The organism is Streptomyces sp. NBC_01635 (assembly GCF_045209715.1).
Lineage (GTDB): Bacteria > Actinomycetota > Actinomycetes > Streptomycetales > Streptomycetaceae > Streptomyces > Streptomyces hirsutus.
Map to the genome: position 1 here is coordinate 1760956 of NZ_CP109277.1, position 14188 is coordinate 1775143.

A 14188-nucleotide genomic window follows, 5' to 3' on the forward strand; every position below is an offset into this window, starting at 1 on the left:
ACGCGACGAGGGCGCATCGACGCCGAAGGCGCCGGGCCCGCTGGGGGCACACCGGCGCCTTCGTGCACGCGGAGGGGAAGGTCGGGTCAGCCGAGCCGGGCCTCCAGCTCGGCCACGATCTCGTTGACACCCACCGCGCTCTGCTCGCCGGACTCCATGTCCTTGAGCTGGACGACGCCCTCGGCGAGGTCGCGCTCGCCGAGCACCAGGGCGTAGCGCGCGCCCGAACGGTTGGCCGCCTTCATCGCCGCCTTCAGCCCCTTGCCGCCGTAGGCGAAGTCGGCGGCGACGCCGTTCTTGCGCAGTTCGGTGACCTTGGCGAACAGCACCCGGCGGGCCTCCTCACCGAGCGGGACGGCGAACACGCTGGTGGTGGCCGGGAGTTCGAGTTCGATCCCCTCCGCCTCCAGGGCCAGCACGGTGCGGTCGACACCGAGCGCCCAGCCGACGGACGGCAGCGCGGGGCCACCGATCATCTCCGAGAGACCGTCGTAGCGGCCGCCGCCGCCCACCGCGGACTGGGAGCCCAGACCGTCGTGGACGAACTCGAAGGTGGTGCGCGTGTAGTAGTCCAGCCCCCGCACCAGCCTGGGATCGTCCTCGAAGGCGACGCCCGCGGCCGTGACCAGTTCGCGGACCTCCTCGTGGTACGCCTTGCAGGCGTCGCACAGGTAGTCGCGCAGCAGCGGGGCGCCGGTCAGCTGTTTCTGCACCGCCTCGCGCTTGTCGTCCAGGACGCGCAGCGGGTTGATCTCCGCGCGGCGCAGGGTGTCCTCGTCCAGGTCCAGTCCGCGCAGGAAGTCCTGGAGCGCGGCCCGGTAGACGGGGCGGCACTCCTTGTCGCCCAGGGAGTTCAGCAGGATGCGGAACTCGCTGAGCCCCAGGGAGCGGTACGCCTGGTCGGCCAGGATGATCAGCTCGGCGTCGAGCGCCGGGTCCTCGGCTCCGATCGCCTCGGCGCCGACCTGGGAGAAGTGACGGTAACGGCCCTTCTGGGGTCGCTCGTAGCGGTAGTACGAGCCGGAGTACCAGAGCTTGACCGGGAGGTTGCCCGCCTTGTGCAGGTTGGCCTCCAGGGCCGCGCGCAGCACGGAGGCCGTGCCCTCGGGCCGCAGGGCGAGGCGGTCGCCGCCCTTGGTCTCGAAGGCGTACATCTCCTTGGTGACGATGTCGGTGGACTCACCGACACCGCGCGCGAACAGCTCGACGTTCTCGAAGCCGGGCGTCTCGATGTAGCCGTAGCCGGAGCCCCGCAGCGGGGCGGCGATGGCCTCGCGGACGGCGAGGTACCTGGCGCTGTCCGGCGGGATCAGGTCGTAGGTGCCCTTGGGGGCCTTGAAGGTGCTCACGGAAGGTCTTGTCACATTCCTCGTCGGGGAGCTTCGGCGGCGCCGCGTCCTTGGCGGTCCGCCGCCACCTGCCGCAGATACGGGTTGGTGGCGCGCTCCTGGCCGATGGTCGTCTGGGGGCCGTGTCCGGACAGCACCACGGTCGAGTCGTCGAGCGGCAGGCACACGCGGGCCAGCGAGTCGAGCAGTTCGGCCGTGTCACCGCCGGGCAGGTCGGTACGTCCGACGGAGCCGGCGAACAGCAGGTCGCCCGAGAAGAACACCGGCGGGATGTCCGCCGCCTCGGGCAGCCCGAAGGTCACCGACCCCTTGGTATGGCCCGGCGCGTGCGCGACCGTCAGCTGCAGCCCGGCCAGGTCGAGCTTCGCTCCGTCGGCCAGTTCCTTGACGTCGGCCGGCTCCCCGACGGTCAGTTCGCCCATCAGCGGCATGCCGATGGTGCGGCCGATGCCCTTCTCGGGGTCGCTCATCATGTACCGGTCGTCGGGGTGGATCCAGGCCGGTACGTCGTGCGCCCCGCACACGGGGACGACGGAGGCCACGTGGTCGATGTGTCCGTGGGTGAGGACGACGGCGACGGGCTTCAGCCGGTGCTTGCGGACCGCCTCCTCGACTCCGGGGGCGGCCTGGTGGCCGGGGTCGATGATCACGCACTCCTCACCGGCGGCGGGGGCGACGAGATAACAGTTCGTCCCCCAGGCCCCGGCGGGGAACCCGGCAATGAGCACGTTCGTCCTTCGTTGGGTGGGTACGGGAGGCTTGCGTCGGGGCTGGCGCCCGTGGTCAGAGCCTACCGGCGCTGCCGTTTCCTCAGCGAACCCATATACGGTACGGGGCACACGCAGTCAGTCGGCCCGCCGCCCGCACGCGTATTCGGTCGGCACACGAGAGGCATGAGGAGTCACCCGGTGGTCAGCCAGGAGCAGCGGCGGCGTCAGCTCGCCCGGGAGAAGTTCTTGCGGCAGCAGCAGCGGCGTACCGAAGCGCGCCGTAAGTCGCGGGTCCGCAACTCGGTGATCGCGTCCGTCCTCGGTGTGGTCCTGGTCGGCAGCCTCGGGCTGTACACGGCCGGGACGTTCGACCGGGACGAGGACACGTCCAACGCGAACGCGGAGGTCACGCCCAGCGCCGAGGCGCCGAGCAAGGCGCCCGACCCGTGCGAGAAGCCGGCGGAGGGCAAGGTCGCGTCGAAGACCTGGAAGAAGGAGCCGGCGATCTCCATCGACAAGTCGGCGAAGTACACGATGACGCTCGAGACGACCTGCGGCACGATCGACATGGCGCTGAAGGCGTCGGCGGCCCCGCACACCGTCAACTCGTTCGAGTTCCTCGCCGGTGAGGGCTACTTCGACCACAGCACGTGCCACCGGCTCACCACCAACGGCATCTACGTGCTGCAGTGCGGTGACCCGACGGGCTCCGGCACCGGCGGCCCCGGCTACACGATCCCGGACGAGAACCTGAAGGACAAGAGCCTCAAGGACAGCACCTACCCGGCGGGCACCGTCGCCATGGCGAACACCGGGCAGAAGGACAGCGGCGGCAGCCAGTTCTTCCTGGTGTACGAGGACAGCCCGCTCCCGCCGAGCTACACGCCGTTCGGCACCGTCTCGGAGGGCGGCCTGAAGGTCCTGAAGAAGATCGCCGAGGCCGGTGACAGCACCGGAGCGGGTGACGGAGCACCCAACGCGACGGTTGTGATCGACAAGGCGACCGTCACGAAATCCTGACCGCCCAGCTGCGGAACTTCGGTCGCGCGGGATGCGGACAGGCATCCCGTCGGTCGCCTATGTTGGCCGTGACGAAAACTGTGGACGATGCCCGGGGGCAGCAGAGCCCTCCGCAGGCATCATGTGGAGGAGGCGCTGTGAGCAGCGACCCGTGGGGCCGCGTCGACGAGACGGGGACCGTGTACGTGCGTACGGCCGACGGAGAGCAGGTCGTCGGTTCCTGGCAGGCGGGCTCCCCCGAGGAGGCTCTGGCCTACTTCGAGCGCAAGTACGAGGGCCTGGTTGTCGAGATCGGCCTCCTCGAGAAGCGAGTGAAGACCACCGATCTGTCCTCGAAGGACGCCATGACGGCGATCGGGCACCTGCGGGAGCAGGTCGACGCCCATCACGCGGTCGGTGACCTGGCTGCCCTGCGGGTGCGGCTGGACAAGCTCGTGGAGCTGGTGGACGCCCGGCGCGAGGAGCGCAGGGCGCAGCGGGCGAAGCAGTCCGACGAGGCGCGCCACGCCAAGGAGGCGCTGGTCGCCGAGGCGGAGGAGCTGGCGGGCTCGGACCAGTGGCGGGCGGCCGGTGAGCGGCTGCGGGCGCTGGTGGACACGTGGAAGGGCCTGCCGCGGCTGGACCGCAAGTCCGACGACGAGCTGTGGCACCGCTTCTCGCACGCGCGGTCGGCGTTCTCCAAGCGGCGCAAGCAGCACTTCGCGCACCTGGACGCACAGCGCGAGGAGGCCCGCAAGACCAAGGAACGTCTGGTCGCCGAGGCCGAGGGGCTGTCGAAGTCGACGGACTGGGGTGCGACGGCGGCGCGCTACCGGGACCTGATGTCGGAGTGGAAGGCCGCGGGCCGCGCCCAGCGCGAGCACGAGGAGGACCTGTGGAACCGCTTCCGCGGTGCCCAGGACGTCTTCTTCGCCGCCCGCGGCTCGGTCTTCGCCGAGCGTGACGCGGAGCAGACGGAGAACCTCAAGCTCAAGGAGGAGCTGGCCGGGGAGGCCGAGAAGCTCCTGCCGATCACGGACCTGAAGGCCGCCCGCGCCGCGTTCCGCACGCTCAACGAGCGGTGGGAGGCCATCGGCCATGTGCCGCGGGACACCCGGCCGAAGATCGAGGGCCGGATGCACACCGTGGAGCGGGCCCTGCAGGAGGCCGAAGAGGCCGAGTGGCGCCGGACCAACCCGGAGGCACGTGCGCGTGCCGAGGGTCTGACCGGCCAGCTCCAGGCCGCCGTGGACAAGCTGAAGGGCCAGATCGAGCAGGCACGGGCGCAGGGCAACAACGCCAGGGCCCAGAAGCTCGAGCGGGAACTGGAGGGCCGCCAGGCGCTCCTGGACCAGGCTCTGAAGGGTCTGCAGGAGTTCGGCGGCTGACGCCGAGGACCGGCACGGCAGAGGGGCTCCCGTACCGCGTGTACGGGAGCCCCTCTGCCGTGCCGGCCGTGCGCCGTGGCCGGTCTACGTCCGGTTGCGGGCCGAGGTCACCCTGTACACGTCGTAGACGCCCTCCACGCCCCGTACGGCCTTCAGGACGTGCCCGAGGTGCTTCGGGTCGCCCATCTCGAAGGTGAAGCGGGAGGTGGCGACGCGGTCGCGGGAGGTCTGGACGGCCGCGGAGAGGATGTTGACGTGCTGGTCGGACAGCACGCGGGTGACGTCCGACAGCAGCCGGGAGCGGTCCAGGGCCTCGACCTGGATGGCGACCAGGAAGACCGAGGACTGGGTGGGCGCCCACTCGACCTCGAGGATGCGCTCGGGCTCACGGGACAGGGAGTCGACGTTCACGCAGTCGCTGCGGTGGACGGAGACGCCGCTGCCTCGGGTGACGAAGCCGATGATCGGGTCGCCGGGGACCGGGGTGCAACAGCGGGCCAGCTTCACCCAAACATCGTCGACGCCCTTGACGACGACCCCGGGATCGGCGTTGGAGCGGCGCTTGCGGCCCCGCCCGCGGGCCGGCGGCACCGACTCGTCGATCTCCTCGGTGGCCGCCTCCTCGCCGCCGAGGGCCTGCACCAGCTTCTGGACGATGTTCTGCGCGGCGACATGGCCCTCGCCGATCGCCGCGTACAGCGCGGAGATGTCCGAGTAGCGCATCTCGTGCGCGAGGGTGACCAGTGAGTCGCCGGTGAGGATGCGCTGGATCGGCAGGTTCTGCTTGCGCATCGCGCGGACGATGGCGTCCTTGCCCTGCTCGATCGCCTCGTCGCGGCGCTCCTTGGAGAACCAGGCGCGGATCTTGTTGCGGGCGCGCGGCGACTTGACGAAGCCGAGCCAGTCCCGGGAGGGGCCCGCGCCGGCCGCCTTGGAGGTGAAGACCTCCACCAGGTCGCCGTTGTCCAGGGTCGACTCGAGCGGGACGAGCCGGCCGTTGACCCGGGCGCCTATGGTGCGGTGGCCGACCTCGGTGTGGACCGCGTACGCGAAGTCCACCGGGGTGGCGCCCGCGGGGAGCGCGATGACATCGCCCTTGGGAGTGAAGACGAAGACCTCGTTGCGGGACAGGTCGAAGCGCAGGGACTCCAGGAACTCGCCGGGGTCCTCGGTCTCCTTCTGCCAGTCGAGCAGCTGCCGCAGCCACGCCATGTCGTTGACGGCGGCGGAGTCCTTGCCGGATTTGCTCGGGGTGACGTCGGTGCGCACCTTCGAGGCGCCGGCGACGGCCTCCTGCTTGTACTTCCAGTGCGCGGCGATGCCGTACTCGGCGCGGCGGTGCATGTCGAACGTGCGGATCTGCAGCTCGACCGGCTTGCCGCCGGGGCCGATGACCGTCGTGTGCAGCGACTGGTACATGTTGAACTTGGGCATCGCGATGTAGTCCTTGAACCGGCCGGGGACCGGATTCCATCGCGCGTGGACCGTGCCGAGGGCCGCGTAGCAGTCGCGGACGGTGTCCACGAGGACGCGGATGCCCACCAGGTCGTAGATCTCCGCGAAGTCCCGGCCGCGGACGATCATCTTCTGGTAGACGCTGTAGTAGTGCTTGGGACGGCCGGTGACGGTCGCCTTGATGCGGGCCGCGCGCAGGTCCTGCTGCACCTCGTCGGTGACGATCGCCAGGTACTCGTCGCGCTTGGGGGCGCGTTCGGCGACCAGGCGGACGATCTCGTCGTACATCTTGGGGTAGAGGATCGCGAAGGCGAGGTCCTCCAGCTCCCACTTGATGGTGTTCATGCCCAGCCGGTGGGCGAGCGGCGCGTAGATCTCCAGCGTCTCGCGCGCCTTCTTCTCCTGCTTCTCGCGCTTGAGATAGCGCATGGTGCGCATGTTGTGCAGGCGGTCGGCGAGCTTGATGACCAGGACCCGGGGGTCCTTGGCCATGGCGACGACCATCTTGCGCACGGTCTCGGCCTGCGCGGCCTCGCCGAACTTGACCTTGTCCAGCTTGGTGACGCCGTCGACCAGCAGGGCGACGGTGTCACCGAAGTCGCGGCGGAGCTGTTCCAGGCCGTACTCGGTGTCCTCCACCGTGTCGTGCAGCAGGCCGGCCATCAGGGTGGCCGGGTCCATGCCCAGCTCGGCGAGGATGGTGGTGACGGCGAGCGGATGGGTGATGTACGGGTCGCCGCTCTTGCGCTTCTGGCCTCGGTGCCAGCGCTCGGCGACCTGGTAGGCGCTCTCGATCTGGCGGAGGGTGGCGTTCTCGATCTTGGGGTCGTTGCCGCGCACTATCCGCAGCAGCGGCTCCAGCACCGGGTTGTACGGGTTGGCGCGCTGGACCCCGAGCCGGGCCAGACGGGCGCGGACGCGGTTGGAGGAGCCGGAGCGGGCCGGCTGCCCGCTGTTGGGGCGGACCATGGGGGCGGAGCGCTCGGACGACGAGGATCCGCCCGCTCGGGCGGGGGAGGGTTTGGGCCGTGGCTGCTCGGGCTTCTCCGCGGCGGCGGCCTGGGCGTGCCGGACCGGCCCGCGCGGGTCGTTCTTCGCGTGGGGCGTGCTCGGCACGGGCTTGGCCGCGGCAGCCGAGCCGGACTCGGGCTTGTCTGCGGTCAGGTGCTGGGCCTCGTCTGCCAAGAGGACTCCTCGTACGCGATCCGGGCCCCAGATCAGGTTCCGGAGCCCCCATGGTAGCCATCCCGTGCCTGCGGATCTCCCTCGGACCGGTGGGCGGATTGTTCACCTCTGAAACGCACGGGGCGGGCCCCGGATTCCCCCGGTGCCCGCCCGCGCGGTGTCCGCCACGCCCGTCCGGCGTGCTGCGTCGCTGGTGGGACGGTGTCCCCCGGCGCTCGTCAGAGCGTGAGCAGCGCCTCCAGCGGGGCGCCGGCCAGGGCCGGTTCCACGCGCGCCCGGCCGCCGAGGAAGCCGAGTTCCATCAGTACGGCGAGGCCCGCGACGTCGGCGCCCGCCCTGCGGATGAGCTGGACCGAGGCCTCGGCGGTGCCGCCGGTGGCGAGCACGTCGTCGATCACCAGGACGCGGTCGGCGGCGGTGAGGTCCTCGGCGTGCACCTCGATCTCGGCGGAGCCGTACTCCAGGTCGTACGCCTGGCTGAGGGTGGCTCCGGGGAGCTTGCCCGCCTTGCGCACGGGGATGAAGCCGAGGCCCGCGCGGACGGCGACCGGGGCGCCGAGGATGAAGCCGCGGGCCTCCAGGCCGACGACCTTGGTGGCGCCGGTGCGTCCGGCGATCTCGGCGAGGGCGTCACTGAGAGCGGTGAACGCCGCCGGGTCGGCCAGGAGCGGGGTGATGTCCTTGAACATCACCCCCGGCTCCGGGTGGTCCGCCACGTCCCGGATGCGGCTCAGCAGCAGGGTGGAGATATCGGTGAGTTCGGTCATCGGCGCTTTCCGGAAGGTCGGCCGCGCCCGCGGCTGCGGGGCGCGGACTGGTCGCGTGGGCCGACGACGGCAGCGGCGTCGTCCGGCCCGTTCTCGTAGTCGTCGTCGGGCACCCTGACGGTCCTCGGCTCGTCGTCCGTGTCGGTGCCCTGGGCGCGCTTGGCCAGGACACGCTTCCTCAGCGACCGCATCGGAGGCTCGAGCTCCTTGAGGTCGGCGACGAGCGGAGTGGCGATGAAGATCGACGAGTACGCACCGGCGGCGAGGCCGACGAACAGGGACAGCGAGATGTCGTTCAGCATACCGGCGCCGAGGACACCGCCACCGATGAACAGCAGGGCCCCCACCGGCAGCAGCGCGACCACCGTGGTGTTGACGGAACGGACCAGGGTGCTGTTGATGGAGCGGTTGGCGATCTCGCTGTAGGTCCAGCGGGACTGCTTGGTGATGTCCTTGGTCTGTTCCTTGAGACTGTCGAACACCACGACCGTGTCGTAGAGCGAATAGCCGAGGATGGTCAGCAGACCGATCACCGTGCCCGGGGTGACCTCGAAGCCCACGAGGGCGTAGATGCCTACGGTGATGGTGAGGTCGTGGATCAGCGCGACGAACGCGGCGACGGCCATGCGCCACTCGAAGGCGATCGCCAGATAGATCACGACCAGGAACAGGAAGATGCCGAGGCCCTGCCAGGCCTTGTTGGCGATCTGCTCGCCCCAGCTGGGACCGACCAGGTCCGCGTTGATCTGCTCCGCTTCGACCTTCAGGTCCTGGGAGAGCTCCGTCTTGATCTTGTCCGAGGTACTGGTGTCGATGGCCGCGATCTGGATGCGCAGGCTGCCGTCGCCGAGCTTCTGGACGATGGCGTCGTGGCCGGACGCCTCTTCCGCGTAGGTCTCGGCCTGGGCGACCGAGGCACTCATGTTCTTCGGGGTGGTGAAGACCGCACCGCCCTGGAACTCGATGCCCATGTGGAGGCCGCGCACCGCCAGGCCGACGATGGCCAGGACGGTGATCAGAAGGGAGACGCCGTACCAGATCTTGCGGTTCTTGATGAAGTCGTAGCCGACCTCACCGTGGTGCAGCCGGGCGCCGAGATTACCGAGCTTCGACATCTCTCACGCCTCCTTCGTCTGGACGGGGGCGGAGTGGCGGCGGGTGCGGCGCAGCGGGGGTTTCGCCCCGAGGGCCTTCGGATCCAGGCCGGACCACTTGTGACCGTCGGCGAAGAACTTCCGGCGGGCCATCAGCGTCAGCAGCGGCTTGGTGAACAGGAACACCACCACGACGTCGAGCACCGTGGTCAGACCGAGCGTGAACGCGAAGCCCTGGACCTTGCCGACGGTGACGACGAAGAGCACCGCGGCCGCGAGGAAGGAGACGAAGTCGGAGACCAGGATGGTGCGTCGGGCACGCGGCCAGGCACGCTCCACGGCGGTGCGCAGGACACGGCCCTCGCGGATCTCGTCCCGTACCCGTTCGAAGTAGACGATGAACGAGTCCGCCGTGATGCCGATGGCGACGATGGCTCCGCAGACGGCCGGCAGGTTCAGCGCGAAACCGATGGTCGGGCCGAGCAGCGCCATGATCACGTAGGTGAGGGACGCGGACACCAGCAGCGAGGCGACCGCGATGAACGACAGACCGCGGTAGTAGACCAGCAGGTAGAGGACGACCAGGGCGAGGCCGATCGCGCCGGCGATCAGGCCGGCGTGGAGCTGGTCGCCGCCGAGTGCGGCAGTGACGGTGGTGACGCTGTCCTCGCGGAACGTCAGGGGCAGGGCGCCGTAGGACAGCATGTTGGCGAGTTCCTCGGACGACTTCTGGGTGAAGTTGCCGGAGATCTCCGCGTTGCCGCCGGTGAGGGCCTGGCTGACGTACGGGTCGGAGACGACCTCGCCGTCCAGGACGATGGCGAACTGGTTCTGCGGGGACGGGTTCTGCGCCAGCTTGCCGGTGATGTCGGCGAACTTCTTGCTGCCCTGGTCCGTGAAGTCCATGGTGACGGTCCAGCCGGCACCGGTCTGCGTGTTGAGGACGGCCTTGGCCTCGTCGACGTCCGTGCCGTCGACGGCGGCGGGGCCGAGGATGTACTTCTGCCACTGGCCCTGGGAGTTCTGGCCGCAGGCCACGGTCGAGTCGGTGGCCTTGGCGCCGTCACCGGCGGAGGCGCGGACATCGGCCTTGGTGCAGTCGAGCGCGGCGTACTGGGCCTGGAGCTTGCCGTCCGTCTCGGCGGGGGCGCCGTCCGTCGCGGACGCGGAGGGGCTGGCCTCGGCCGAACCGCTGGGGGGCGCGGAGGGGGTGGGGTCGGCCTTCAGGGCCTCGGTGACCGCACGGCCCTGGGTGGTGGCGTCGGCCGACGGGCCGGTGGAGGCGGACGGGGACCCCTCGTCGGTGGTCTTGTCCGTGGCCTTCTCGCTCGCGCCGCCGGTGGCCTTGTCGCCCTCGGTACCCTCGGTGGAGGCGTCACCGGTGCCGCTCGGCGTGGGAGCGGCTCCGCCCGCGGCGAGTTCAGTGGCGACGACCGGGCGGAAGTAGAGTTTGGCGGTGGTGCCGACCTGTTCCCGGGCCTGTTCCGAGTTGGTACCTTTGGGAATGTTGACGATGATGTTACGGTCACCCTGCGTCTGGACTTCGGCCTCGGAAACACCGAGACCGTTGACACGACGCTCCATGATGGAGACCGCGGTCGCCATATTGGTCGGGTTGATCGCGGATTCCTGACCGGCCTCGGGGACGGCCGCCAGCGTGATGCTGGTGCCGCCGGCGAGGTCGATACCCAGACGCGGAGTCTTGTGTCCGGAGGCGAACATCCCTCCGATGAGCGCCACCATGGCGATCAGAATCAGGGCCAGCGAGCGCCACGGCTTGCTTGTGACGCTCGCGTTAGTTCCCTTTTTGAGTGCAGCCACCTTTTTGTAACTCCCTCTCGGGCCGCCCCGAGCCCGGTCGACGGGCGGGCGGCCATGACATGGTCTCGGGGTTCCGCGGGAGCTGGGCATGTCCCGGGCGCGCGGGCCGTACTGCCCGCGCACCCGGGGTCACGACTACTTCGCCTCGGAACCGCCGTCGGACTTCTTCGCCTGCTCGTCCGTCTTCGCCTTGTCGGCGGCGTCGGTGCCGGCATCGGCCGGCTCGGTGTCGGCGGACGCCTCGGCCGTGTCAGCCGTGTCAGCCGTGTCCTTCTTGCCGAAATCGACCGGCGCGTCGTCGGAAGCGGCGGAGGAGTCGTCGGTCTCGGTGAGGGAGGAGGCGTCGTCGGGGACGACGTCGGCGTCGGACTTCAGGTCGTGCTCGATGCCGTGAACGATGCGGTTGTACTCCTCGTCCGTCAGTACGGCACCGATGGAGTTCTTCGCGAACAGCAGTTCCACGCCGGGTCCGGCGTCGAGGAGGACCGTGTCTTCACTGACCTCCTTCACCGTGGCATACATACCCCCGATCGTGCGGACACCGGAACCCGGCTGCATCTGGTTCCGCATATCGATGGCCTGCTGCTGCTTCTTCTTGGCCGACCGGGTCATCAGGAACATGGCCCCGATGAGCACAATGAACGGGAGGAGGGTCAGGAGACTCACGGGTCGGACTTCCTTCACACGACCGCGATGGTGAACGGCCTGATGGTTGGGGGTATGTGATGCCGCCGACAAGGCGTGGCATCGGCGGATTCTAGGCGAGTCCGCGCGCAGGGAACAACGCTCAGCATGGCACCGGGGTTCCTCCCGTGGCCAATGCCGTCCCCCTCACGCCCCGAACAGGTCCTGTTGTCCGTTTCCGGCAACCGGGGAACCGGGCGGGACGAGACCGAGGTGCGCCCATGCCGCCGGTGTGGCGACCCGTCCGCGCGGGGTGCGGGCGAGCAGCCCCTCCCGTACGAGGAACGGCTCGGCCACCTCTTCCACGGTCTCCCGCTCCTCCCCCACCGCGACGGCGAGTGTGGACAGACCGACCGGTCCGCCGCCGAAGAGCTTGAGCAGCGCCTCCAGCACCGCGCGGTCCAGCCGGTCGAGGCCGCGGGCGTCGACCTCGTAGACCGCCAGGGCCGCCTCGGCAATCTCCCTGGTGATCCGCCCGTCGGCCTTGACCTGGGCGTAGTCGCGGACGCGGCGCAGCAGGCGGTTGGCGATGCGGGGCGTGCCGCGCGACCGGCCGGCGATCTCGGCGGCGCCGTCGGCCTCTATCCCGACGTCCAGGAGGCTCGCCGAGCGGTGGACGACGCGTTCCAGCTCGGTGGGCTCGTAGAACTCCATGTGCGCGGTGAAGCCGAAGCGGTCGCGCAGCGGGGGCGGCAGCAGGCCCGCGCGCGTGGTGGCGCCGACCAGGGTGAAGGGGGGCAGCTCGAGGGGGATGGCGGTGGCGCCGGGGCCCTTGCCGACGATGACGTCGACGCGGAAGTCCTCCATCGCCATGTAGAGCATCTCCTCGGCGGGCCGGGACATGCGGTGGATCTCGTCGAGGAAGAGGACCTCGCCCTCCTGCAGGGAGGACAGGATCGCGGCCAGGTCGCCCGCGTGCTGGATGGCCGGCCCCGAGGTGATGCGGAGGGGGGCTTCCATCTCGGCCGCGATGATCATGGAGAGGGTGGTCTTGCCGAGGCCGGGGGCGCCGGAGAGCAGCACGTGATCGGCGGTGGCCCCCCGCGCGCGGGCCGCGCGCAGCACCAGGTCGAGCTGCTCGCGGACCTTCTCCTGGCCGATGAACTCGTTCAGGTCCTTGGGGCGCAGGGCGGCCTCGACGGCCTGGTCCTCCCCGTCGGCGACAGATCCCACCAACCGCTCGGCGGCAGTGGGGTCGGTCGTGTCGTCCCAGTTCACTGAAAGTCTCCTAGCCGGATGGGGCGGGGCAGTACGAGGGAGGCGGGGCTCTTACGGGAGGGGAAGGCGGTGCGGGGTCAGCGGGCGCGGTTCAGGCTCTGCAGGGCCGCCTTCAGCAGCGCGCCCACCTGGGGTGTGCCCTCGGCCGCCTCGGCCTGGGGGGTGACGGCGGCGACGGCCTCGTCGGCCTCGCGCGTCGCGTAGCCGAGGCCGATCAGGGCGGCGTGCAACTGGTCGCGCCAGCCCGCGGTGACGGGGCCGGCGGCGGTCGCCGTGCCCACCGGTGCGCCGAGGCGGTCCTTCAGCTCCAGGAGCAGTTTCTGGGCGCCCTTCTTGCCGATGCCGGGCACGGCGGTGAGCGCCTTCTCGTCGGCGGTCGCGACGGCCCGGCGCAGCGCGTCCGGGACGTGCACCGCCAGCATGGCCTGGGCCAGGCGCGGCCCGACGCCGCTGGCGGTCTGCAGCAGCTCGAAGGTCTGCCGCTCGTCGTCGTCCGCGAAGCCGTAGAGGGTGAGCGAGTCCTCGCGTACGACGAGGGAGGTGGCGAGCCGGGCGGTCTGGCCGACGCGCAGCGTGGACAGCGTGTTGGGCGTGCACTGGACGGCCATGCCGACGCCGCCGACCTCGACGACCGCGGTGTCGGGGGCGAGTGCGGCGACCGTGCCGCTGACGAAGGCGATCATGCGGTGCGCCCCTTCGATGGGTTGGGCGATGGGTTCGATGAGGGGATCGGTGCTGTGGGTGTTCTCCGGCCGGACGCCTTCGGGGCGGCCGTGCGCGCAGGGGTCGCGCGCGGGGCGGTGCGGGAGGCGTGCAGGGCGGCGGCCTGCTGGAGGCGGTTCTGCGCGGGGGCCCGCCAGATGTGGCAGATGGCGAGGGCGAGGGCGTCTGCCGCGTCGGCGGGCTTCGGAGGCGCGTCCAGCCGCAGCAGACGGGTGACCATCGCACCGACCTGGGCCTTGTCCGAGCGCCCGGAACCGGTCACGGCCGCCTTGACCTCGCTGGGGGTGTGCAGGGCGACGGGGATCCCGCGGCGGGAGGCGCACAGCAGGGCGACGGCGCTCGCCTGGGCGGTGCCCATCACCGTACGGACGTTGTGCTGGCTGAAGACGCGCTCGACGGCGACGAACTCCGGCCGGTACTCGTCCAGCCACTGCTCGAGGCCCTGCTCGACGGCGACGAGACGGTGACCGAGGTCGGCGTCGGCGGGCGTGCGCACGACGCCCACACCGAGCATGGTCAGCGGTCGCCCCGCGACCCCTTCAACCACCCCGACACCGCACCTCGTCAGTCCCGGGTCCACCCCCAGTACGCGCACCCTGCACCCCTCTTCGCGGCTGATCCGCCGCCGCTCTCGCGGACCTGGTCGATCGCCGTCGGGGTTCCTCAATCGATGGTTGCGGTCCGGCGGACGGTGATCCTTGACGTGTGCCAGGCTATCGGCTGCCACCGACAGGAGCGGCGGGCCGATGGGGAGGTGTCCCATCGGCCCGCCGGAACCGTCGTGCACGCGGCAGC

At 70.4% G+C, this 14188-nt stretch carries 12 protein-coding genes; 2 read left to right on the forward strand and 10 right to left on the reverse strand.

Annotated features, from left to right (window positions below; translation table 11 throughout):
* Nucleotides 1-86: 86 nt before the first annotated feature.
* Entirely contained in the window at nt 87-1349 is a 1263-nt protein-coding gene (gene hisS, locus OHB56_RS08465; protein ID WP_326751705.1) for a histidine--tRNA ligase, read from the reverse strand.
* 11 nt (nt 1350-1360) lie between these two features.
* Nucleotides 1361-2077 (reverse strand): MBL fold metallo-hydrolase, encoded by a 717-nt coding sequence (locus OHB56_RS08470; RefSeq protein WP_406352480.1) that lies wholly within the window; start codon nt 2075-2077, stop codon nt 1361-1363.
* Nucleotides 2078-2257: 180 nt separating this feature from the next.
* Between OHB56_RS08470 and OHB56_RS08475 the strand changes: the two genes are divergently transcribed.
* Nucleotides 2258-3079 carry a peptidylprolyl isomerase gene (locus OHB56_RS08475; protein WP_326751706.1) on the forward strand — a complete coding sequence of 274 codons (822 nt, stop codon included), beginning with the start codon at nt 2258-2260 and terminating at the stop codon, nt 3077-3079.
* A 137-nt stretch (nt 3080-3216) separates the two neighbouring features.
* Complete coding sequence (locus tag OHB56_RS08480; protein ID WP_326751707.1) at nt 3217-4446, forward strand: DUF349 domain-containing protein; 1230 nt, start codon at nt 3217-3219, stop codon at nt 4444-4446.
* Nucleotides 4447-4530: 84 nt separating this feature from the next.
* Here the strand turns inward: OHB56_RS08480 and OHB56_RS08485 are convergent, their stop codons facing one another.
* From OHB56_RS08485 to ruvC, 8 genes are all read right to left on the reverse strand, one after another.
* Nucleotides 4531-7086 carry a RelA/SpoT family protein gene (locus tag OHB56_RS08485; protein WP_406352482.1) on the reverse strand — a complete coding sequence of 852 codons (2556 nt, stop codon included), beginning with the start codon at nt 7084-7086 and terminating at the stop codon, nt 4531-4533.
* 218 nt (nt 7087-7304) lie between these two features.
* Nucleotides 7305-7853, reverse strand: a complete 549-nt coding sequence (locus OHB56_RS08490) for an adenine phosphoribosyltransferase (protein WP_326751709.1) — start codon at nt 7851-7853, stop codon at nt 7305-7307.
* On the reverse strand, nt 7850-8968 hold the full coding sequence (secF, locus tag OHB56_RS08495) for a protein translocase subunit SecF (protein WP_326751710.1): 1119 nt from the start codon (nt 8966-8968) through the stop codon (nt 7850-7852). The genes OHB56_RS08490 and secF overlap by 4 nt, the downstream gene beginning before the upstream one ends.
* A 3-nt stretch (nt 8969-8971) precedes the next feature.
* A complete protein-coding gene (gene secD, locus OHB56_RS08500; protein ID WP_406352485.1) occupies nt 8972-10768 on the reverse strand; it encodes a protein translocase subunit SecD in 1797 nt (598 codons plus the stop codon).
* Nucleotides 10769-10903: 135 nt separating this feature from the next.
* Complete coding sequence (gene yajC, locus OHB56_RS08505; protein ID WP_406352487.1) at nt 10904-11434, reverse strand: preprotein translocase subunit YajC; 531 nt, start codon at nt 11432-11434, stop codon at nt 10904-10906.
* A 165-nt stretch (nt 11435-11599) separates the two neighbouring features.
* Nucleotides 11600-12670, reverse strand: coding sequence for a Holliday junction branch migration DNA helicase RuvB (ruvB, locus tag OHB56_RS08510; protein ID WP_326751713.1), 1071 nt, complete (start codon nt 12668-12670; stop codon nt 11600-11602).
* 77 nt (nt 12671-12747) lie between these two features.
* Entirely contained in the window at nt 12748-13353 is a 606-nt protein-coding gene (gene ruvA, locus OHB56_RS08515; protein WP_406352489.1) for a Holliday junction branch migration protein RuvA, read from the reverse strand.
* Nucleotides 13350-13988 (reverse strand): crossover junction endodeoxyribonuclease RuvC, encoded by a 639-nt coding sequence (gene ruvC, locus OHB56_RS08520; RefSeq protein ID WP_326751715.1) that lies wholly within the window; start codon nt 13986-13988, stop codon nt 13350-13352. Before ruvC ends, ruvA begins: the two co-directional genes overlap by 4 nt.
* Between the last annotated feature and the right edge of the window lie 200 nt (nt 13989-14188).